General features: G+C 60.2%; 20 protein-coding genes, 1 tRNA gene and 1 pseudogene. 11 read left to right on the plus strand and 11 right to left on the minus strand.

The features are described from left to right. Positions 1–192: 192 nt before the first annotated feature. The gene (locus tag AB3G35_RS01680) at positions 193–630 is read right to left on the minus strand and encodes a hypothetical protein (RefSeq protein WP_086799299.1); all 438 of its coding nucleotides are present in this window, start codon (positions 628–630) and stop codon (positions 193–195) included. Here AB3G35_RS01680 and trmL point away from each other — a divergent pair. After that, positions 629–1,084: a tRNA (uridine(34)/cytosine(34)/5-carboxymethylaminomethyluridine(34)-2'-O)-methyltransferase TrmL gene (gene trmL / locus AB3G35_RS01685; RefSeq protein WP_016783119.1), complete on the plus strand. Its 456-nt coding sequence runs from the start codon at positions 629–631 to the stop codon at positions 1,082–1,084. The genes AB3G35_RS01680 and trmL overlap by 2 nt on opposite strands. Before the next feature lie 145 nt (positions 1,085–1,229). Here the strand turns inward: trmL and secB are convergent, their stop codons facing one another. Genes secB through AB3G35_RS01700 form a run of 3 tightly spaced genes read right to left on the minus strand, consistent with a single transcriptional unit; the run spans position 1,230 to position 2,427 of the window. Beyond that, complete coding sequence (secB, locus tag AB3G35_RS01690; protein ID WP_003438592.1) at positions 1,230–1,715, minus strand: protein-export chaperone SecB; 486 nt, start codon at positions 1,713–1,715, stop codon at positions 1,230–1,232. Between the two features lie 41 nt (positions 1,716–1,756). Then, positions 1,757–2,011: a glutaredoxin 3 gene (gene grxC / locus AB3G35_RS01695; protein ID WP_086799303.1), complete on the minus strand. Its 255-nt coding sequence runs from the start codon at positions 2,009–2,011 to the stop codon at positions 1,757–1,759. 2 nt (positions 2,012–2,013) lie between these two features. Beyond that, on the minus strand, positions 2,014–2,427 hold the full coding sequence (locus AB3G35_RS01700; RefSeq protein ID WP_086799305.1) for a rhodanese-like domain-containing protein: 414 nt from the start codon (positions 2,425–2,427) through the stop codon (positions 2,014–2,016). Positions 2,428–2,575: 148 nt separating this feature from the next. Between AB3G35_RS01700 and gpmI the strand changes: the two genes are divergently transcribed. The 4 genes and pseudogenes from gpmI (at position 2,576) to AB3G35_RS01720 (ending at position 7,728) form a co-directional block, all read left to right on the plus strand. Beyond that, positions 2,576–4,111, plus strand: coding sequence for a 2,3-bisphosphoglycerate-independent phosphoglycerate mutase (gene gpmI, locus AB3G35_RS01705; protein ID WP_016783116.1), 1,536 nt, complete (start codon positions 2,576–2,578; stop codon positions 4,109–4,111). 195 nt (positions 4,112–4,306) lie between these two features. Next, a pseudogene (locus tag AB3G35_RS01710) lies at positions 4,307–5,592 on the plus strand (murein hydrolase activator EnvC). 35 nt (positions 5,593–5,627) lie between these two features. Beyond that, entirely contained in the window at positions 5,628–6,944 is a 1,317-nt protein-coding gene (locus tag AB3G35_RS01715; RefSeq protein ID WP_016783114.1) for a S41 family peptidase, read from the plus strand. A gap of 1 nt (position 6,945) precedes the next feature. After that, positions 6,946–7,728: a divergent polysaccharide deacetylase family protein gene (locus AB3G35_RS01720; RefSeq protein WP_106115519.1), complete on the plus strand. Its 783-nt coding sequence runs from the start codon at positions 6,946–6,948 to the stop codon at positions 7,726–7,728. 131 nt (positions 7,729–7,859) lie between these two features. Here AB3G35_RS01720 and AB3G35_RS01725 read toward each other — a convergent pair whose 3' ends face one another. From AB3G35_RS01725 to AB3G35_RS01755, 7 genes are all read right to left on the minus strand, one after another. Further along, complete coding sequence (locus AB3G35_RS01725) at positions 7,860–8,615, minus strand: ABC transporter substrate-binding protein (RefSeq protein ID WP_083369680.1); 756 nt, start codon at positions 8,613–8,615, stop codon at positions 7,860–7,862. Positions 8,616–8,687: 72 nt separating this feature from the next. Continuing rightward, the gene (gene hisF, locus AB3G35_RS01730) at positions 8,688–9,458 is read right to left on the minus strand and encodes an imidazole glycerol phosphate synthase subunit HisF (RefSeq protein ID WP_003438568.1); all 771 of its coding nucleotides are present in this window, start codon (positions 9,456–9,458) and stop codon (positions 8,688–8,690) included. Between the two features lie 10 nt (positions 9,459–9,468). Continuing rightward, the gene (hisA, locus tag AB3G35_RS01735) at positions 9,469–10,206 is read right to left on the minus strand and encodes a 1-(5-phosphoribosyl)-5-[(5-phosphoribosylamino)methylideneamino]imidazole-4-carboxamide isomerase (RefSeq protein ID WP_088378464.1); all 738 of its coding nucleotides are present in this window, start codon (positions 10,204–10,206) and stop codon (positions 9,469–9,471) included. Between the two features lie 39 nt (positions 10,207–10,245). Beyond that, a complete protein-coding gene (locus AB3G35_RS01740; protein ID WP_016783110.1) occupies positions 10,246–10,503 on the minus strand; it encodes a DUF2164 domain-containing protein in 258 nt (85 codons plus the stop codon). Further along, positions 10,503–11,141 (minus strand): imidazole glycerol phosphate synthase subunit HisH, encoded by a 639-nt coding sequence (gene hisH, locus AB3G35_RS01745; protein WP_016783109.1) that lies wholly within the window; start codon positions 11,139–11,141, stop codon positions 10,503–10,505. The genes AB3G35_RS01740 and hisH overlap by 1 nt, the downstream gene beginning before the upstream one ends. Continuing rightward, positions 11,141–11,734, minus strand: a complete 594-nt coding sequence (gene hisB / locus AB3G35_RS01750; protein WP_016783108.1) for an imidazoleglycerol-phosphate dehydratase HisB — start codon at positions 11,732–11,734, stop codon at positions 11,141–11,143. The genes hisH and hisB overlap by 1 nt, the downstream gene beginning before the upstream one ends. 214 nt (positions 11,735–11,948) lie before the next feature. Then, positions 11,949–13,610 (minus strand): OFA family MFS transporter, encoded by a 1,662-nt coding sequence (locus AB3G35_RS01755; protein ID WP_086799315.1) that lies wholly within the window; start codon positions 13,608–13,610, stop codon positions 11,949–11,951. Between the two features lie 291 nt (positions 13,611–13,901). Here AB3G35_RS01755 and AB3G35_RS01760 point away from each other — a divergent pair, with 291 nt between their 5' ends. The 6 genes from AB3G35_RS01760 (at position 13,902) to AB3G35_RS01785 (ending at position 19,180) form a co-directional block, all read left to right on the plus strand. After that, positions 13,902–16,112 (plus strand): AsmA family protein, encoded by a 2,211-nt coding sequence (locus AB3G35_RS01760; RefSeq protein ID WP_369782258.1) that lies wholly within the window; start codon positions 13,902–13,904, stop codon positions 16,110–16,112. Beyond that, on the plus strand, positions 16,109–17,176 hold the full coding sequence (gene mutY / locus AB3G35_RS01765) for an A/G-specific adenine glycosylase (protein WP_086799317.1): 1,068 nt from the start codon (positions 16,109–16,111) through the stop codon (positions 17,174–17,176). Before AB3G35_RS01760 ends, mutY begins: the two co-directional genes overlap by 4 nt. Further along, entirely contained in the window at positions 17,173–17,445 is a 273-nt protein-coding gene (locus tag AB3G35_RS01770; protein WP_016783104.1) for an oxidative damage protection protein, read from the plus strand. The genes mutY and AB3G35_RS01770 overlap by 4 nt, the downstream gene beginning before the upstream one ends. Positions 17,446–17,549: 104 nt before the next feature. Next, positions 17,550–17,625 (plus strand) — tRNA-Phe (locus tag AB3G35_RS01775). 164 nt (positions 17,626–17,789) lie between these two features. Next, entirely contained in the window at positions 17,790–18,260 is a 471-nt protein-coding gene (locus AB3G35_RS01780; RefSeq protein ID WP_016783103.1) for a hypothetical protein, read from the plus strand. 59 nt (positions 18,261–18,319) lie between these two features. Further along, complete coding sequence (locus AB3G35_RS01785) at positions 18,320–19,180, plus strand: alpha/beta fold hydrolase (protein WP_029611682.1); 861 nt, start codon at positions 18,320–18,322, stop codon at positions 19,178–19,180. Positions 19,181–19,191: the final 11 nt, after the last annotated feature.

Here is a 19,191-nt window from a genome sequence, read left to right on the forward strand (position 1 = left end):
CAATTTTTACAAAGAATCAAAAACTGGCACGCCCCCTGCAATACCTATTACACGCAACACCGGTTTAGGGGACCTTGATACAGGCAGGTCAAGACTCCCCACTTTTACACCCGCAGCCTTGATGCCTTTTGCATCAACGCGCACAACGCTTTTGGGGAACCCGGTACAGGCAGGCTGGAATTCCCTCTTTTATTACTCTCGCAGGTTCACCTGCAACCGCCAGCGCCCATCCTGCGGCGCCCCGGCCCAGTCGCCTCGCAAGGCACGGGCCGCCACCAGGGTCAGCAGCAACCCGCCATCTGTATCACGCAGCCGCCAATTCACGCTCTTGCCGTTAAACACCAACTGGCCGTTCTGAGCCTTGCCCTTGGCATCGAACAGCAACCCCAGCGTGCCGTCGACCAACTCGCCATGCAGCTTGGGCTCGGCGCTGAACCACACCACCAGGCCACCGGGCAGCACGTCCACCTGTTGCAGCTCAACCGGGGTTGGCGCGGTCAAACGACCGATCATCATCCCCACCATCACGCCCACTATCACCAAAGAACCCAAAACCCGTGGCCATAGTTTCGGTCGCGGGTCTTCTTCAGGCGTAGAATGCTGCCCATCTTTAAGTTCGGAGCCGTGCATGTTTCACGTCATCCTTTTTCAACCAGAAATTCCGCCGAATACCGGCAACATTATCAGGCTGTGCGCCAACAGCGGCTGCCACCTGCATTTGATCGAGCCTATCGGTTTTGAGCTGGACGACAAGCGCTTGCGCCGGGCCGGGCTCGATTACCACGAGTATGCGCCACTCAAGCGGCATGCCGACCTGGCCAGTTGCCTTGAGAGCCTGGGCCATCCGCGCCTGTTCGCCTTCACCACCAAAGGCTCGAAGCCGTTTCACGACGTGCAGTTTGCCGAGGGCGATGCCTTTCTTTTCGGCCCTGAAAGCCGTGGCTTGCCGCCTGAGGTGCTCGACGCCCTGGACGGCGATCACCGCCTGCGCCTGCCCATGCGCGAAGGATGCCGCAGCCTGAACCTGTCCAACACCGTGGCCGTGGCGGTGTACGAAGCCTGGCGCCAGCAAGGGTTCAAGTAACCACACCACCCCTGTGGGAGCGGGCTTGCCCGCGATGCAGGCTACGCGGTGTACCTGTTGCACTGCAGCGATTCCATCGCGAGCAAGCCCGCTCCAACACACAAAAAAAGCGCCCTTAATGCGCTTTTTTTGTGGCATCGGCTGTTTATTGAACAGTCGGGCTGCCTTCTTCCTGCATGCGCTGCAATTCTTGCGCGTACAGGGCATCGAAGTTCACCGGAGCCAGCATCAACGCCGGGAACGAGCCGCGAGTTACCAGGCTGTCCAGGGTTTCACGGGCATACGGGAACAGGATGTTCGGGCAGAACGCGCCCAGGGTGTGGTTCATCGACGCTGGATCAAGGTTTTTGATCAGGAAGATGCCAGCCTGTTGCACTTCAGCAATAAACGCCACTTCGTCGCCGTTCTTGACGGTAACCGACAGGGTCAGAACCACTTCGTGGAAGTCGCCTTCCAGCGGCTTTTGACGGGTGTTCAGGTCCAGGCCAACGCTCGGTTCCCACTGCTGACGGAAGATCGCCGGGCTTTTTGGCGCTTCGAACGACAGGTCACGCACATAGATGCGCTGCAGGGAGAATTGCGGTGCGGTGTCTTCATCGCTAACAGCAGCGGTGTTCTGTTGGTCAGTCATCACAGATCCTTGTTGATCTTGGGGCTTATAGAGAATGAGAGTCAGACGTTCAGCAGCGCATCCAATTTACCTGCGCGCTCAAGAGCAAACAGGTCATCGCATCCGCCAACATGCTTGTCACCGATCCAGATTTGCGGGACCGACGTGCGACCGGCCTTCTGCGCCATCTCGGCGCGTACCTGTGGCTTGCCGTCGACCTTGATTTCTTCGAAGGCAACACCCTTTTTCTCAAGCAGGGCCTTGGCCCGCATGCAGTAAGGGCAGTAGTCGCTGGAGTAAACGATGACCTTGGACATGCTTACTTCACCACTGGCAGGTTGTCGGCGCGCCAGCTGGAGATGCCGCCAGACAGCTTGGCCGCATTGTAGCCAGCCTTGAGCAGCTCACGGGCATGGCCGCCCGAGTGCTGGCCGGCAGCGTCGACCAGAATGATGGTCTTGCCCTTGTGCTTGTCCAGCTCGGCAATGCGCGCCATCAGTTTGTCTTGCGGGATGTTAATAGCACCCACGATGTGGCCAGCGGCAAAATCCTTGGCCGGGCGAATATCAATCACCACACCTTCGTCGCGATTGACCAGACCGGTCAGTTCGCCCGTGCTGATGCTGCGCCCGCCACGGCTCATCTCGTGGGCGATCAACAGCGCCAGCAGGATGACAAACGCGCCTACAAGCAGGTAGTGAGAAGTCGCAAATGCAATCAGGTGCTCAACCATCAGAAGGTTCCAGAGTCGTAAAATGTGGGCCAGTATACACAGCCACCTTGGTCGGCCAAACCCCGCCCGGCGGTGACGCCACATGAACTTCGCTTTAAACTGCGCGTCCTCTGCATACCTTCTTATAAACCAGCCACGAGTGGGATCTATGACTACCACGCCTAAACCTTTGGTCCTGATCATCCTGGATGGCTTCGGTCACAGTGAAAGTCACGAATACAACGCCGTTTATTCGGCCAAGAAACCGGTGCTGGATCGTCTTTGCGCGAGCATGCCGAACGGCCTGATCTCGGGTTCGGGCATGGATGTCGGTCTGCCTGACGGCCAGATGGGCAACTCCGAGGTCGGCCACATGAACCTGGGCGCCGGCCGCGTGGTGTATCAGGATTTCACCCGTGTCACCAAATCCATCCGCGATGGCGAGTTCTTTGAAAACCCGACCATCTGCGCCGCGGTCGACAAAGCCGTGGGTGCAGGCAAGGCAGTGCACATCCTGGGCTTGCTGTCCGATGGTGGCGTACACAGCCATCAGGACCACCTGATCGCAATGGCTGAGCTGGCCTTTAAACGCGGTGCAGAAAAAATCTACCTGCACGCCTTCCTCGATGGCCGCGATACCCCGCCAAAAAGCGCGGCTTCGTCCATTGAGCTGCTGGACGAGGCGTTCAAGGACCTGGGCAAGGGCCGTATCGCCAGCCTGATCGGCCGTTATTTCGCAATGGACCGCGATAATCGCTGGGACCGCGTCGAGCAGGCCTACAACCTGATCGTCGACGGCAAGGGCGAGTTCAACGCCGCCACCGCCCAACAAGGCCTGGAAGCGGCCTACGAGCGTGGCGAAAGCGACGAGTTCGTCAAGGCCACCACCATCGGCGAGCCTGTGAAGGTTGAAGACGGCGACGCCGTAGTCTTCATGAACTTCCGTGCCGACCGCGCCCGCGAACTGACCCGGGTGTTCGTTGAAGATGATTTCGATGCCTTCGCCCGCGCCCGTCAGCCAAAGCTGGCCGGTTTCGTGATGCTGACCCAATACGCCGCCAGCATCCCGGCACCCAGCGCATTTGCTCCCGGCAGCCTGGAAAACGTACTGGGTGATTACCTGGCCAAAAACGGCAAAACCCAGCTGCGTATTGCCGAAACCGAAAAATACGCCCATGTGACCTTCTTCTTCTCGGGCGGGCGTGAAGAACCGTTCCCGGGGGAAGAGCGCATTCTGGTGCCGTCGCCAAAAGTCGCCACCTACGACCTGCAGCCGGAAATGAGCGCCCCCGAAGTCACCGACCATATCGTCGATGCCATCGAAAACCAACGTTATGACGTGATTGTGGTCAACTACGCCAACGGCGACATGGTCGGCCACAGTGGTGTATTCGACGCAGCCGTCAAAGCGGTCGAGTGCCTGGATGCCTGCGTGGGCCGTATCGTTGAAGCGCTGGACAAGGTCGGCGGCGAAGCTCTGATCACCGCTGACCACGGTAACGTCGAGCAAATGGAAGACGAGTCCACAGGCCAGGCGCACACCGCCCACACCTGCGAACCCGTACCGTTCATCTATGTGGGCAAGCGTGCGCTCAAGGTTCGCGAAGGCGGCGTACTGGCCGACGTGGCGCCGACCATGCTCAAGCTGCTGGGCCTGCCTCAGCCGCAAGAGATGACCGGCAAATCGATTCTGGTTGACGCATAAAACAATGCAATGCCTGTGGGAGCGGGCTTGCTCGCGATACCGGCGACGCGGTGCATCAGGCATTGTGTGGTGATGCTATCGCGAGCAAGCCCGCTCCCACAGGATCAACGGCTACAATTTCACCTTCATCCATTTCTTATAGGTGACGAGGGCGGGCATACTAGGCCGTCCCGTTCCCCAGGTGTCGCCCGCCCCATGCTTCGCGCCCTTATAGCCCTGACCCTCGCATGCCTGCTCCAACCGGCGTTTGCCGACGAGCGCGCGCAAACCCAACAGCAGCTGGATGCCACGCGCCAGGATATCAGCGAGCTGAAAAAGCTCCTGGGCAAGCTCCAGGAAGAAAAATCCGGCGTGCAGAAAGACCTGCGCGGCACCGAAACCGAAATCGGCAAGCTGGAGAAGCAGGTAGAAGCCCTGCAACAAGAACTAAAAAAGAGTGAAGGCGAGCTGCTGCGCCTAGATAGCGAGAAAAAAAACTCCACAGCGCAAAACTTGAACAGCAACGCCTGATCGCCATTCAGGCCCGTGCCGCCTATCAGGGCGGGCGTCAGGAATACCTGAAGATGCTGCTCAACCAGCAAAACCCCGAGAAGTTCGCCCGAACGCTCACCTATTACGATTACCTGAGCGAAGCCCGCCTGGCCCAGCTCAAGGGTTTTAACGAAACCCTGCGCCAGTTGGCCAATGTCGAAGCCGATATCAACTTGCAGCAAGCGCAACTGCTGACCCAGAAAAGCAGCCTGGACACCCAGCGCGCTGAACTCGACAAGGTGCGTGCAGAACGCCAGCAAGTCCTGGCCAAGCTCAATACCGACGTCAAGGACCGCGACCAGAAGCTGCAGGCTCGCGAGCAAGATCAGGCCGATCTGGCTAAAGTCCTCAAGACCATCGAAGAAACTCTCGCCCGCCAGGCCCGCGAAGCCGAACAGGCACGGCAAAAAGCCCTGATTGCGCAGCAGGAAGCCGAGAAAAAACGCCAGCGCGAGGCTGCCTCGGTGGTCACCGACGCCCCGCGCAAACCGGTGCAATCTACGCCGGGACCATTGGTCTCCAGCGCAGGTGCGTCCTACGGCGGCGCTTTTTCTCAAGCCCGGGGCAAACTTCCGTGGCCGGTTGATGGTCGACTGCTTGCACGCTTCGGTGAAACCCGTGGCGACGACTCGCGCACCAAGTGGGACGGCGTGATGATCAGCGCCGGTGCCGGCACCCAGGTACACGCCGTACACGGTGGTCGCGTGGTGTTTGCCGACTGGCTGCGCGGTGCAGGCCAGTTGGTGATTCTGGACCACGGTAATGGTTTCTTAAGCTTGTATGGCCACAATCAGACGTTGCTCAAGTCTGCCGGCGACGTTGTAAAAGCCGGCGAGGTGATTTCCACCGTGGGCAACAGCGGTGGGCAGGCCACGCCAGCACTGTATTTTGCTATTCGTCAGCAGGGACGCCCAAGCGACCCTGCACAATGGTGTCGCACTCAGGGATGAGTCCATCACCTTTAATACGTAGGAGTTCGCTCAACATGCCGCATTTGTCCCGCCTCAACTCGCTGGCCCTGACGATCGCTCTGCTGATCGGCTCGCCACTGGCATTTGCTGCCGAGCCGAGCATTCCGCCAGCCGGGGCTGCTACCAGCGCCAAGGCCCCGCTGCCTCTGGAAGAGCTGCGCACATTTGCCGAGGTCATGGATCGGATCAAGGCCGCCTATGTTGAGCCGGTAGACGACAAAACCCTCCTGGAGAATGCCATCAAGGGCATGCTCAGCAACCTCGACCCGCATTCTGCCTACCTGGGGCCGGAAGATTTCGCCGAGCTGCAGGAAAGCACCAGCGGCGAGTTCGGCGGGTTGGGTATTGAGGTCGGCACTGAAGACGGCAACATCAAAATCGTCTCGCCAATCGACGACACCCCTGCCAGCAAGGCCGGGATCCAGGCCGGTGACTTTATCGTCAAGATCAATGGCCAGCCCACTCGCGGCCTGAGCATGACCGAAGCCGTGGACAAAATGCGCGGCAAGATCGGTCAAAAAATCACCCTGACCCTGGTGCGCAACGGCGGCACGCCTTTCGACGTGACCCTGACCCGCGCCAATATCCAGGTCAAGAGCGTCAAGGCCCAGCTGCTTGAAGATGGCTACGGCTATATCCGCATTACCCAGTTCCAGGTCAAGACCGGCGAAGAAGTGGCCGCAGCACTGTCCAAACTGCGCCGCGAAAACGGCAACAAACGCCTCAAGGGCATCATCCTCGACCTGCGCAACAACCCGGGCGGCGTGCTGCAGTCGGCAGTTGAAGTGGTAGACCATTTCATCACCAAGGGTCTGATCGTCTACACCAAGGGCCGCATTGCCAACTCGGAGCTGCGTTTCTCGGCCACCGGCAAGGACTTGAGCGAAGGCGTGCCATTGGTGGTGCTGATCAACGGCGGCAGCGCCTCGGCGTCCGAGATCGTCGCCGGTGCCTTGCAGGATCAGAAACGCGGCGTGGTGATGGGCACCACCAGCTTCGGCAAAGGCTCGGTGCAAACCGTACTGCCACTGAACAATGACCGCGCGCTGAAGATCACCACGGCGCTGTACTTCACTCCGAACGGGCGCTCGATCCAGGCCCAGGGCATCGTGCCGGACATCGAAGTCAGCCGCGCCAAGATCACCCGCGAGCAAGACACCGAGTACTACAAGGAGGCCGACCTGCAAGGTCACCTCGGCAATGGCAACGGCGGAGCCGACAAGCCGACCGGCTCCGGCCCCAAAGCCAAGCCAATGCCCCAGGACGATGACTTCCAGCTGAGCCAGGCCCTGAGCCTGCTTAAAGGCTTGAGCATCACTCGCGGCAACTGAGGTGCGTCTTTTCCCGGCCCTTGCCCTGCTCTGCTGCCTGACCGGTGCCGCCCACGCGGCACCGGCCAGCGCGCCCGCCACACCGCACAAGGCTTACTTGAGCCTGATCATCGATGACCTGGGGCAAAACCTGCCCCGGGACCGCCGCGTGCTGGCCTTGCCCGGCCCGGTTACCACCGCCGTGATGCCCGATACCCCCCATGCCGCCGAATTTGCCCGTGAAGCCCACAAGGCCGGCAAGATCGTGATCTTGCATATGCCGATGGACCCGGCCACCGGGCCTTTTGCCTGGCACCCGGACTTGCCAGTCGACGAACTGGCAAAACGCCTCAACGCCGCATTCAAGGCCGTGCCCTACACCAGCGGCATCAACAACCATATGGGCAGCCGCATGACCTCCCAGCCGCAAGCAATGGCCTGGCTGATGGGCAATTTGCAGCAGCGCCATAAGTTCTTTGTCGACAGCCGCACGAGCGCGCAAACGGTAGCCGCAGCCGAAGCACAAAAGATCGGCCTGGCCAGTGTTTCGCGGGATGTGTTTCTCGATGATGTGCGCACAGAACAGGCGATCACCACGCAACTGCAAACCGCGATCAAGTTGGCGCACAAGCAGGGTTCGGCAGTGATGATCGGCCATCCTTATCCACAGACCCTCGCTGTGCTCGAACGCGAACTGCCCAGGCTCAAGGCCCAGGGCATTGACTGGATCGATATCAGGCAGATGATCGGTGTGCGCAGCAACAAGGCGATGGCCGGGCATGGGAAGGATGGGGTTTACCGCTGAAAACGGGATACGCACCAGCTGGCTCTTGTGGGCGCTGGCTTGCCTGCGATGCAGGCATGCGGTCTGTCAGGCAAACCGGGAGGATGCCATCGCGGGCAAGCCCGCTCCCACAGGTTAGGCAGTACCTGGGGTTACAGGTACTTCGCGCTGATCTTCTGCAGCACGCCCTCAGCCCTTAGCTGATCCAGCGCCTTCTGCAACTTGCTCACCAACTCGTCAGGCACATCCTTGTTCAGCGCCAGATACAACTCGGCCTGATGAAAGCGCAACACCGTCTTGAACCCGGAAATCCCCACTTGCCGCGCCAAAAACTGCCCGGCCGGTGCCCCCGTGGCCCACAGGTCGATTTGCCCGGCCTGCAACTTGCGGGCGTTGTCCTGATCACGCAACACGATCACCGGCGCCAGCCCCTGCTTCTCAAGGGACAGGGCAATGGCGTCGCCCTTGTAAGCCCCCACCCGGTACTGGCGGGCCTGTTCAAGAGACGTCAGGGTAATCGGGCTATCCCCTCGGGCCAGCAACACCCAGTCGTCCGGGCCGATGGGGCCTACCCACTTGAACAGTTTTTCACGCTCGGGCACGCGGGCTGTGACGAACACGCCGTAGCCGGGGTTTTCAAGGGCCAGGTGATAGATACGCTCCCAAGGGAAACGCAGGGTCATGCTGTAGGAGATATCGGCACGTTTAAAGGTTTCACGCAGGATATCGACGGCGATGCCTTCAATATTATCGTTTTGCGCAAAATTCTTGCCGTTTTTGGCCATGTTGTAGGGCGGGAAGTTTTCAGTCAGCAATACGATCGACGGGTTCGACGTATCAGCCGCAAAAGCGGTGCTCGCCAGCCACATCGTGGAACTGACGAGAACAGGCAAAAAGCGTTTGAACATGACAGGCGACCTGAATCCATGGCGTGCTCAAGAGTGCCGTGGGCACGCCATGCTGTCCAGTAGCCTTTGGCCTTAACGGACGACGATTCCGCGCTCGGCCATGTACGCCTTGGCCTCTGGCACAGTGTATTCGCCGAAGTGGAAAATGCTCGCTGCCAGTACTGCACTGGCGTGACCTTCAAGGATGCCGTCGGCCAGGTGCTGCAAGTTGCCCACGCCACCCGAGGCAATCACCGGAATGCCCAGCGCATCGCTGATGGCACGGGTCACGCCCAGGTCGAAACCACTTTTCATGCCGTCCTGATCCATGCTGGTCAGCAAGATCTCGCCAGCGCCCAGGCCTTCCATCTTCATGGCCCACTCGACCGCATCTAGCCCGGTTGGCTTGCGCCCGCCGTGGGTGAAGATTTCCCAGCGCGGGGTTTCGCCCGGCAAGGAGACTTTCTTGGCATCAATGGCAACCACAATGCATTGCGAACCGAAATGCTGCGCCGCTTCGCCCACAAACTCGGGGTTGAACACCGCTGCAGTGTTGATCGAAACCTTGTCGGCCCCGGCATTGAGCAGGTTGCGGATGTCCTGGATGCAGCGCACGCCGCCGCCAACGGTCAGCGGGATAAACACCTGGCTGGCCATGCGCTCGACGGTATGCAGCGTGGTGTCGCGACCATCGACGCTGGCAGTGATATCGAGAAAGGTAATCTCGTCAGCACCCTGCTCGTCGTAGCGACGGGCGATTTCCACCGGGTCGCCGGCATCGCGAATGTTCTCGAACTTGACGCCCTTGACGACCCGGCCGTTATCCACGTCCAGGCAAGGGATGATGCGTTTGGCCAGCGCCATGGGTCTCTCCTCAGGCCTTGTAGCTGTCGCAGAAGGCTTGAGCCTCGGCTACATCCAGCGTGCCTTCATAGATGGCACGACCGGTGATGGCGCCGACGATGCCCGGAGCCTTGGCATCCATCAGGGCCTTGATATCACCCAGGTTGTGGATGCCACCCGAAGCGATCACCGGGATGCTGGTAGCAGCAGCCAACGCAGCGGTATAGCTCACGTTACAGCCCTGCATCATGCCGTCTTTGGCGATGTCGGTATAAACGATGGCCGACACGCCGTCAGCTTCAAAACGCTTGGCCAGGTCGATGACCTGCACGGTGCTGACTTCAGCCCAGCCGTCGGTGGCCACGAAGCCGTCTTTGGCATCCATACCGACAATGATCTTGCCCGGGAATGCGCGGCAGGCTTCGGCCACGAACTCAGGGTTTTTCACTGCTTTGGTGCCCAGGATCACATAGCTCACGCCCGCCTTGACGTAATGCTCGATGGTTTCCAGGGAGCGAATCCCGCCGCCGATCTGGATCGGCAGGTGCGGGTACAGCTTGGCAATGGCGGTGACCACTTCGCCGTTGACCGGCTGGCCTTCAAAGGCACCGTTCAGGTCGACCAGGTGCAGACGGCGGCAACCGCCCTCTACCCATTTGGCAGCCATGCTCACCGGGTCATCGGAAAACACCGTGGAGTCTTCCATACGGCCCTGACGCAGACGTACACAGGCACCGTCTTTAAGATCGATAGCGGGAATAATCAGCATGTGGCAAACCTTCAAATTCGGGAGTCTGAGACTCGGAAATCAGTTCTTCTCGAGCGCCCACAGGTCGCTTTCGATGCTCTCGAACCTCTCTTTGAGGTGCGCTTGCACATCGAAAATCGCCCGATTGTAGTAATGCGGCGCGATTTCGCGGGTGAACAGCTCAAGGATTTCAGCCGCCTCGAACGAACCCAGGTCCAGTTCGAAGCGGTCTTCCATAAAGCGTTTGATCTTGCTGTTGGCTTCGCTCTCTTGCTCGGGGGTGAGCGTGAGAATCGGCGGCTTCTTGCGCGGCGCCATTACCAGCGGCCATCCCAGGCCGCAAAGTTTTCCAGCAGCTGCAAGCCGTGGGTATGGCTTTTTTCCGGGTGGAACTGCACCGCGAAGCGCGAGCCCTCGGCCAGCGCTGCGGCGAAATCAACACCGTAATGCCCGCCACCGACTACCTGGCGGGGATTGCCCGCCGCAATGTAGTAGCTGTGTACAAAGTAGAACCGCGCCAGGTCGGGGATACCGTGCCACAGCGGGTGATCGACTTTTTGCTGCACTTCGTTCCAGCCCATGTGCGGCACCTTGAGGTGCTCGCCGTCTTCGTGCAGGTCCTTGCCGAAGAACTTCACGGCGCCCGGAAACAGGCCGATGCAATCAACGCCACCGTTCTCTTCGCTGCTGTCGAGCAAGGCTTGCATGCCGACACAAATACCGAGAAACGGACGATCCTGACTGACTTCGCGTACCAGCGAGTCAAAACCCAGACGACGGATTTCCGCCATGCAGTCGCGAATCGCGCCCACACCCGGAAACACCACGCGGTCGGCTTCGCGAATCACGCTGGCATCGCTGGTAATCAGCACCCGGCCGGCGCCAACGTGCTCCAGCGCCTTGGCCACCGAGTGCAGGTTACCCATGCCGTAATCGATTACCGCAACTGTCTGCATCAGAGCACGCCCTTGGTAGAAGGCATTTGCCCAGCCATGCGCTCATCCAGTGCAACGGCCATGCGCAGCGCGCGGCCGAAAGCCTTGAACACGGTTTCGATCTGGTGGTGGGTGTTGGTGCCGCGCAGGTTGTCGATGTGCAGGCTGACATTGGCGTGGTTGACGAAGCCCTGGAAGAACTCCTGGAACAGGTCAACGTCGAAACCGCCTACGGTTGCGCGGGTATAGGGAACATGCATTTGCAGACCAGGACGACCGGAAAAGTCGATGACTACACGGGACAGCGCTTCGTCCAGCGGGACGTAGGCGTGACCGTAGCGGGTCATGCCCTTTTTATCGCCGACGGCTTCGCTGAAGGCTTTACCCAGGGTAATGCCGACATCTTCGACGGTATGGTGATCGTCGATATGCAGGTCGCCTTTGCACTCGATGTCCAGGTCGATCAGCCCATGTCGGGCGATCTGGTCGAGCATGTGCTCAAGAAAAGGAACACCGATATCGAATCGGGCCTTACCGGTACCATCCAAGTTGATCGAGGCTTTAATCTGGGTTTCCAGAGTATCGCGCTCGACTGACGCCTTACGTTCGGCCATCACCAGCTCCGCAAAATCATTGGGCGAAAAAGGTGGCCATTATAGGCACGGGTCAGGCAAACAGAAACATTAAGGGTGCGGTGGCTGACGTAATGCGCATTGACGCACAGGCCGCGCCGCCTGAATCGCGAGCAAGCCCGCTCCCACAGAGACGCAATCCGTCTGTGGGAGCGGGCTTGCTCGCGATGGCGTCAGCGCAGACTCAACACGTCAATCAGTGAAACAACACCGCCGTCTTCTGCACCGTTACCCACACGCCCCACAGCAAGGGAATGCCCACGGCCAGCCAGGCGGCGATCACCAATGGCCGGCTGCCCGGCGCGGCTTTCCACTCCAGCGATGTGCTGGCGTCTGCGCCCTTGTCGTGCCCCAGCGCTTGTTCGGCTGCCAGTTCGGCGTCGGTCATAAAGTATTTGTCGGCCACCGGGCGCACCAGCAGGTTGCAGATAAAGCCCAGCACCAGCAGCCCGGCGAGGATGTACAAGGTGATGTCATACGCCGCCGCACGCTCAACCCCGATGCTCAGCTGATACTCGCGCAGGTAGTTGACCAGCACCGGCCCCAGCACGCCCGCAGCGGCCCAGGCCGTCAACAGGCGACCGTGGATCGCGCCGACCATTTGCGTACCGAACAGATCGGCCAGATACGCCGGCACCGTGGCAAACCCGCCGCCGTACATCGACAGGATGATGCAGAACGCCGCCACGAACAGCGATACGTTGCCCAGATGGCCCAGGTTCGGAATCATCGCGTACAGCGCAAAACCCAGTGCGAAGAACACAAAGTAGGTGTTTTTGCGCCCCAGGTAATCCGAGAACGACGCCCAGAAGAATCGCCCGCCAATGTTGAACAGGCTCAGCAAACCGGTGAACCCCGCGGCAATCGCGGCGATCTGCGCCAATTGCGCGGCATCCAGCTGGCTGAAGGTGAGGTCATTGCCCAGCAACTTGCCCGCGAACACTTCCTGCAACAATGGCGAAGCCATGCCCAGGATGCCGATACCGGCCGAAACGTTAAGGCACAACACCAGCCACACCAGCGCAAACTGGGGGGTTTTCCAGGCCACACTGACGTGTACATGGCGCTGGGTGATCATCGCGTTAGACGCTTTTTTTGCCGGTGCCTTCCAGCCCTCAGGCTTCCAGCCGGTCGGTGGCACGCGATAAGACAAGGCGCCGCCGATCATGAACACGAAGTAAATCGCCGCCATTGCCACAAAGCTCTGCCACACGCCCACACCGTCAGGCCCGGCAAAATGGTTCATCAGTGCTGCAGCCAGCGGCGCACCCACCATTGCCCCGCCACCAAAGCCCATGATCGCCATGCCCGTTGCCATGCCGCGCTTGTCCGGGAACCACTTGATCAGTGTCGACACCGGCGAGATATAGCCCAGCCCCAGGCCAATACCGCCGATAACCCCCGAGCCCAGCCACATCAACCAGATCTGGTGGGTATAAATACCCAATGCAGAAATCAGCAAGCCGCCGCACCAGCATAACGCCGACACCACACCAGCCTTGCGCGGCCCGGCGTGCTCAAGCCAGCCACCCCACACGGCTGCAGAGCAACCCAGGAAGATAAAAAACAGGGTGTAGATCCAGCCGAGCATCGAAATCGGCCAGTCGCATTGCGACGAGAACACTTGCGCGATAAAGCCCATGTCCGGCGCACAAGCCACAGGCGCAGTCACGCCCAGGGCTTTGGACAGCGGCAACCAGAACACCGAAAAACCATACGCCATGCCGATGCACAGATGGATGGCCAGTGCAGCGGGCGGCACCAGCCAGCGGTTGAAGCCGGGTTTGGCGATGATGCGTTCCTTGGACAGGAACGCAGGCTGTAGAGCAGGACTGCCTGCAGCGTTGCTGCTAGTCATGGTTATTTCCCCCAGGTAATGAAGTGATTCCCCGGACACACTCGACCCCTGACTTTGGCGCCCTTGGGCACACAGCCGTTTTTGTTGGGTAAAGACGCGGCATTTCGCCGCAGAAGGCCCGAAAAACAGACGAAGATTACCATTTGAGCGCAGGCCTGGTCCTAACCTGATGTGGTCTTTGGCCGAGCAACTGATCCGCAACTATCCACCCCCCAGTCAGCGTGCGCGTGGCGCTATACTCTGCGGCTGAATTTAAAACTAACCTTCACACAGACCTACAAGGACTCGCCCATGAAAGCGTTCGGCAAAATCCTGGGTCTGGTGCTTCTCGGATTGTTGCTGATCGTCGTGGCCCTGGGTTTTGCCCTCAGCCATCTGTTCGATCCCAACGACTATAAAGACGAGATCCGCCAGATAGCCCGTGACAAAGCCCACATTGAGCTGACCCTCAATGGCGACATCGGCTGGAGCCTCTTCCCCTGGCTTGGCCTGGAGCTGCACGACGCCAGCGTCGCCACCCTCGCGGCGCCAACCCAGCCTTTTGCCGATCTGCAGATGCTCGGCCTGTCCGTGCGCGTGCTGCCACTGCTGCGCAAAGAAGTGCAGATGAGCGACGTGCGCGTCGAAGGCCTGAACCTGCGCCTGACCCGCGACAAGGACGGCCACGGTAACTGGCAGGACATCGGCAAACCGGCCACCGCCGCCACCGCGCCAACCGCCGGCACCGAACCCGCTGCGGCCAACAAGCCTGACAGCGCCAGCCAGCCGCTCAAGCTCGATATCGACAGCCTGACCGTGAACAACGCGCGGGTTGAATACAACGACGAGCAAAGCGGCAAGCAGTTCAGCGCCGAGAGCATCCAGTTGAGCACCGGCCCGGTTCACGAAGCCACCAGCATCCCGGTCAAGCTGACGGCCTTCCTGGGCACCAACCAGCCAGTGATGCGAGTCAAGACTGAAGTCGACGGCAAGCTGCGTTTTGACCGCGTGCTCAAGCGCTATCAGTTTGAAGACATGAAGGTCACGGGCGAAGCCTCGGGTGAACCGCTGCAGGGTAAAACCATGACGTTCGCCGCGCAGGGGCAAATCCTGGTTGATCTGGCGGCGAACGTCGCCGAATGGAGCGGCCTGAAGGTCTCCGCCAACCAGCTGCGCGCCCTCGGTGAACTCAAGGCCAACAGTCTCGACACCACACCGCAAATCAGCGGCGGCCTGTCGATTGCCCAACTCGACCTGGCGCGGTTCCTCGACAGCATTGGCCACCCGCTGCCTGCGATGGCACCGGGCAGCCTGAGCAAGGTCGAGCTGGTCAGCCGCCTGTCGGGCACGCCCACCAGCGTGACCCTTGACGAGCTGAACCTGAAAGTCGATGACAGCACCTTCACCGGCCTGGTCGCCATTGACGACTTCGCCAAACAAGCCGTGCGCATCCAGCTCAAGGGCGACACTTTCGATGCCGATCGCTACATGCCGCCAAAATCGGCCGAAGCCAACAGCGCCAGCGTTGCGCGCAAGGCCGAAGTTCAGGGCAGCGAAGCCGGCGCCCTGGCCGCATCGGGCGATACGCCACTGCCCGACGCACCGACCAAAAGCGGCTGGAGCACCGCCAAAATCATTCCGGTCACCCGCCTCAAGGCGCTCGACCTGAATGCCGATATCAGTTTTGGTCAACTGACCCTGAGCAAACTGCCGATCCAGAATGCCGCGCTCAAGGCCAGCAGCAAGGCAGGCGTGCTGACCCTCGAAAACCTCAGCGGCAGCCTCTACAAAGGCAGCTTTGCCGCCAACGGCAGCCTGGACGTACAACCCATGCTGCCGGTGGTCAAACTGCAGACCCGCATCACCAATGTGCCGGTAGAAAAAATCCTGCAAAGCCAGGGGCAAAAACCACCGGTGACCGGCCTGCTGACCCTCAACAGCAACGTCACGGGCAGCGGCAACAGCCAAAGTGAGCTGATTTCCAGCCTCAACGGCACCGCCAGTTTTGTGCTCAATGACGGCGTGCTGCTCAATGCCAACCTTGAGCAACAGCTGTGCAAGGGCATCTCCGTGCTTAACCGCAAGACCTTGAGCGGCGCCCCTTTGGGCAAAGACACCCCGTTCAAGGAGCTCAAGGGCAGCCTGGTGTTCCGTAACGGCGTAGCCAGTAACCCGGACATGATCGTGCGCATCCCCGGCCTGAGCGTTAAAGGCGATGGCGACATCGACCTGCGCGTGCTGGGCATGGACTACCGCCTGGGCATCGTGATTGAAGGCGACACCCGTGCCATGCCGGACCCGGCGTGCCAGGTGGGCAAGAACTTTGTCGGCATCGAGATACCATTGCGCTGCCGCGGCCCGCTGGAACTGGGGGCCAAGGCCTGCCGTCTGGACAAGGAAGGGTTGGGCAAGGTCGCCGCCAAAGTGGCGGGCAACAAGCTCACTGACAAACTCGAAGAAAAGCTCGGAGACAAGGTCAGCCCCGAGCTCAAGAACGCGCTCAAAGGGCTGTTCAACCGATGAGAGATGAGCAATTTTCAACGGCGGTACTGGACTGGTATGACCACCATGGCCGCCACGACCTGCCCTGGCAACAGGGCATCACCCCGTACCGGGTGTGGGTCTCGGAAATCATGTTGCAGCAAACCCAGGTCAGCACCGTGCTGAACTACTTCGACCGGTTCATGGCCTCGCTGCCGACGGTCGAGGCCCTGGCCGCCGCCCCGGAAGACGAAGTGCTGCACCTGTGGACCGGCCTTGGCTACTACACACGTGCGCGCAATTTGCAAAAGACTGCCAAGATCGTCGTCGCCGAATATGACGGCCATTTTCCGCGGGATGTGGAAAAACTGGTCGAGCTGCCCGGTATCGGCCTGTCCACAGCCGGTGCAATTGCCAGCCTGAGCATGGGCCTGCGGGCGCCGATCCTGGACGGCAACGTCAAGCGGGTGCTGGCCCGCTACACGGCGCAGGAGGGCTACCCGGGCGAACCCAAGGTGGCCAAACAGCTGTGGGCCACTGCCGAGCGCTTCACCCCCCACGACCGTGTCAACGCCTACACCCAGGCGATGATGGACATGGGCGCCACACTCTGCACCCGCAGCAAGCCCAGTTGCCTGCTCTGCCCGCTGGAAAGCGGCTGTGAAGCGCATTTGCTGGGCCTGGAAACCCGCTACCCGATCCCCAAGCCGCGCAAGACCATCCCGCAAAAGCGCACGCTGATGCCGATGCTGGCCAATGCCCGGGGCGAGATCCTGCTTTACCGCCGTCCGTCGACCGGTTTGTGGGGCGGCCTGTGGAGCCTGCCCGAGCTGGATGACCTGCAGGACATCGAGCATCTGGCGCTGCAACACTCCCTGGCCCTGGGCGCGCAACACGAACTGCCCGGCCTGACCCATACCTTTAGCCATTTCCAACTGGCCATCGAACCCTGGCTGATCCACGTCAACGAGTCTGGCCATCACGTGGCCGAGGCCGACTGGCTCTGGTATAACCTCGCCACCCCGCCGCGCCTGGGCCTTGCCGCCCCGGTCAAGAAGCTGCTCAAACGCGCAGCCGACCTATTGAACGCTGGAGAGACGTCATGACCCGCACCATCATTTGCCGCAAGTACAAAGAAGAACTGCCTGCCCTTGAGCGCGCTCCGTTTCCGGGTGCCAAAGGCCAGGACATTTTTGAACACGTTTCGGCCAAGGCCTGGGCTGACTGGCAAAAACACCAGACCCTGCTCATCAACGAAAAGCGCTTGAACATGATGAACGCCGAAGACCGCAAATATTTGCAGGGCGAAATGGACAAGTTCTTCAGCGGCGAAGAATACGCCCAGGCCGAAGGCTACGTTCCGCCAACGGAATAAACCCCGGTTTTAAAGGCTTTGGTCCGTAAGCGACGGTAATAATTAAATATTTTTCAAAAAAGTGTTTGACGGGTTATCGAAAAAGGCTTCTAATGCGCCCCGTTGCCCAGATAGCTCAGTCGGTAGAGCAGGGGATTGAAAATCCCCGTGTCGGCGGTTCGATTCCGTCTCTGGGCACCACATTCAGTTTTGATGTGGTGTTCACACCACGCCAAAACACAGAAAAACCCGCCTAGTGCGGGTTTTTTTTTGGCCGCAATTTATACCCGGCGGCGCCACCTCTCTTGGCGATTGCAAAGAGATGGGGTTCAATCCTCTGATCAGCCTGCAAAGGACACACCTTTATGTCATCGCCAAAAAAGCAGCAAAAAAACGCGCAGCGGGCCAAAACCAAAGCCAAGCAGAACCGCGTGGGCAAACCGGCCAAGGCATCGGCCGGGGCACTGATCGACAATCCGTTCGATGATGTGAAGATCGACCTCAGCACCTTCAACTTCCAGGACATCCTCGACAACGGTTTCGACCCGGCCGATTTCGACGACCTGTTCCAGGCCATGAAGGCCGCCGAAGCCATCAACCTGCAGACCCTGTGCCTGGTGTTCCTGCAATACCCGGTACTGGAGCTAGTGATCTCGGAAGAGGAAGAAGAACCGGCCACCGATTTCCTCATGGGCCTGTTGATCGAATACCGCATTGCCGTGCATGGCGACGATGAAGACAGCGCCGTGGCCTGGATCGAAACCCCGGCATTCCAGAAAGCCTACGTCGAAGCTTCGCGCCTGCTGACAGAGCGCAACGCCCGGAGCGTGCACTGACCGCAGCCCTGCTCGAACCTGTCAGCCGGGCGTTTACCGAGCCTGCTGCTGACGGTTACCTGCTGGGCGGTTTCGAATGGCGCCAGCGCACACCGGACAGCACGCGGGCAGTAGTCATCATCAACGCCGCCACCTCGGTGCGTTGCCAGTATTACTCGCGGTTTGCCGAATACCTGTTCAGCCACGGCATGGATGTGATGCTGTTCGATTACCGCGGCATCGGTGCCTCACGCCGCGGATCGTTACGCGGCTTTGCGGCCTCCTGGTCAGACTGGGGCGCACTGGACACAGACGCCATGCTCAAGCGCGCCCTGCGCGAATACCCCGGCCAGCCGGTCGACGTGGTTGGCCACAGCTTTGGCGGCTGCGCGGCGGGCCTGGCGGCGTCCGGGCAAGCTATTCGCCATCTGGTGACAGTGGGCGCGCAATTTGCCCACTGGCGCGACTACGCGCCCGCACAACGCTGGCAGATGCTCGCCAAATGGCACGGAGTCATGCCGTTGCTGACCCGTGTGTGCGGCTACTTCCCCGGCAAGCGCCTGGGCTGGCTTGAAGATACCCCGGCCGGCGTGGTCAAGGACTGGGGTGCCTTCAGCACGCGCTTCGAACAACTCCCCAGCGCACGCAGCCTGGCTGCCCTGCCCTTTGCCGACGTTAGCGCCAGAACCCTGGCCATCAGCTTCAGCGACGACCCTTTTGGCACCGTGGCGGCCATCGACCGATTGCTGAGCTACTTCAGCGCCAGCCCGCGTACACATCTGCGTATCAAGCCGCAGGATATTGGCGAAACAGCCATCGGCCATTTCGCGTTTTTCCATAGCCGCTTTCAGAGCAGCTTATGGCCGATTGCCTTGCAGTGGTTGCAGCAGGGGGAATTGAGCGCAGATGTGCCAGGCCAGGTACTCAGCCGCACCCCCTGAAAGACCGCGTC

This window comes from Pseudomonas sp. WC2401 (genome assembly GCF_041200115.1).
Classification (GTDB): domain Bacteria; phylum Pseudomonadota; class Gammaproteobacteria; order Pseudomonadales; family Pseudomonadaceae; genus Aquipseudomonas; species Aquipseudomonas fragi.

Bases quoted from the DNA above. Each gene is read 5' to 3' on its own strand.
- trmL (WP_016783119.1), top strand. From the start codon at position 629: ATGTTTCACGTCATCCTTTTTCAACCAGAAATTCCGCCGAATACCGGC.
- AB3G35_RS01680 (WP_086799299.1), bottom strand. From the start codon at position 630: ATGCACGGCTCCGAACTTAAAGATGGGCAGCATTCTACGCCTGAAGAA.
- secB (WP_003438592.1), bottom strand. From the start codon at position 1,715: ATGACTGACCAACAGAACACCGCTGCTGTTAGCGATGAAGACACCGCA.
- grxC (WP_086799303.1), bottom strand. From the start codon at position 2,011: ATGTCCAAGGTCATCGTTTACTCCAGCGACTACTGCCCTTACTGCATG.
- AB3G35_RS01700 (WP_086799305.1), bottom strand. From the start codon at position 2,427: ATGGTTGAGCACCTGATTGCATTTGCGACTTCTCACTACCTGCTTGTA.
- gpmI (WP_016783116.1), top strand. From the start codon at position 2,576: ATGACTACCACGCCTAAACCTTTGGTCCTGATCATCCTGGATGGCTTC.
- AB3G35_RS01715 (WP_016783114.1), top strand. From the start codon at position 5,628: ATGCCGCATTTGTCCCGCCTCAACTCGCTGGCCCTGACGATCGCTCTG.
- AB3G35_RS01725 (WP_083369680.1), bottom strand. From the start codon at position 8,615: ATGTTCAAACGCTTTTTGCCTGTTCTCGTCAGTTCCACGATGTGGCTG.
- hisF (WP_003438568.1), bottom strand. From the start codon at position 9,458: ATGGCGCTGGCCAAACGCATCATCCCTTGCCTGGACGTGGATAACGGC.
- hisA (WP_088378464.1), bottom strand. From the start codon at position 10,206: ATGCTGATTATTCCCGCTATCGATCTTAAAGACGGTGCCTGTGTACGT.
- AB3G35_RS01740 (WP_016783110.1), bottom strand. From the start codon at position 10,503: ATGGCGCCGCGCAAGAAGCCGCCGATTCTCACGCTCACCCCCGAGCAA.
- hisH (WP_016783109.1), bottom strand. From the start codon at position 11,141: ATGCAGACAGTTGCGGTAATCGATTACGGCATGGGTAACCTGCACTCG.
- hisB (WP_016783108.1), bottom strand. From the start codon at position 11,734: ATGGCCGAACGTAAGGCGTCAGTCGAGCGCGATACTCTGGAAACCCAG.
- AB3G35_RS01755 (WP_086799315.1), bottom strand. From the start codon at position 13,610: ATGACTAGCAGCAACGCTGCAGGCAGTCCTGCTCTACAGCCTGCGTTC.
- AB3G35_RS01760 (WP_369782258.1), top strand. From the start codon at position 13,902: ATGAAAGCGTTCGGCAAAATCCTGGGTCTGGTGCTTCTCGGATTGTTG.
- mutY (WP_086799317.1), top strand. From the start codon at position 16,109: ATGAGAGATGAGCAATTTTCAACGGCGGTACTGGACTGGTATGACCAC.
- AB3G35_RS01770 (WP_016783104.1), top strand. From the start codon at position 17,173: ATGACCCGCACCATCATTTGCCGCAAGTACAAAGAAGAACTGCCTGCC.
- AB3G35_RS01780 (WP_016783103.1), top strand. From the start codon at position 17,790: ATGTCATCGCCAAAAAAGCAGCAAAAAAACGCGCAGCGGGCCAAAACC.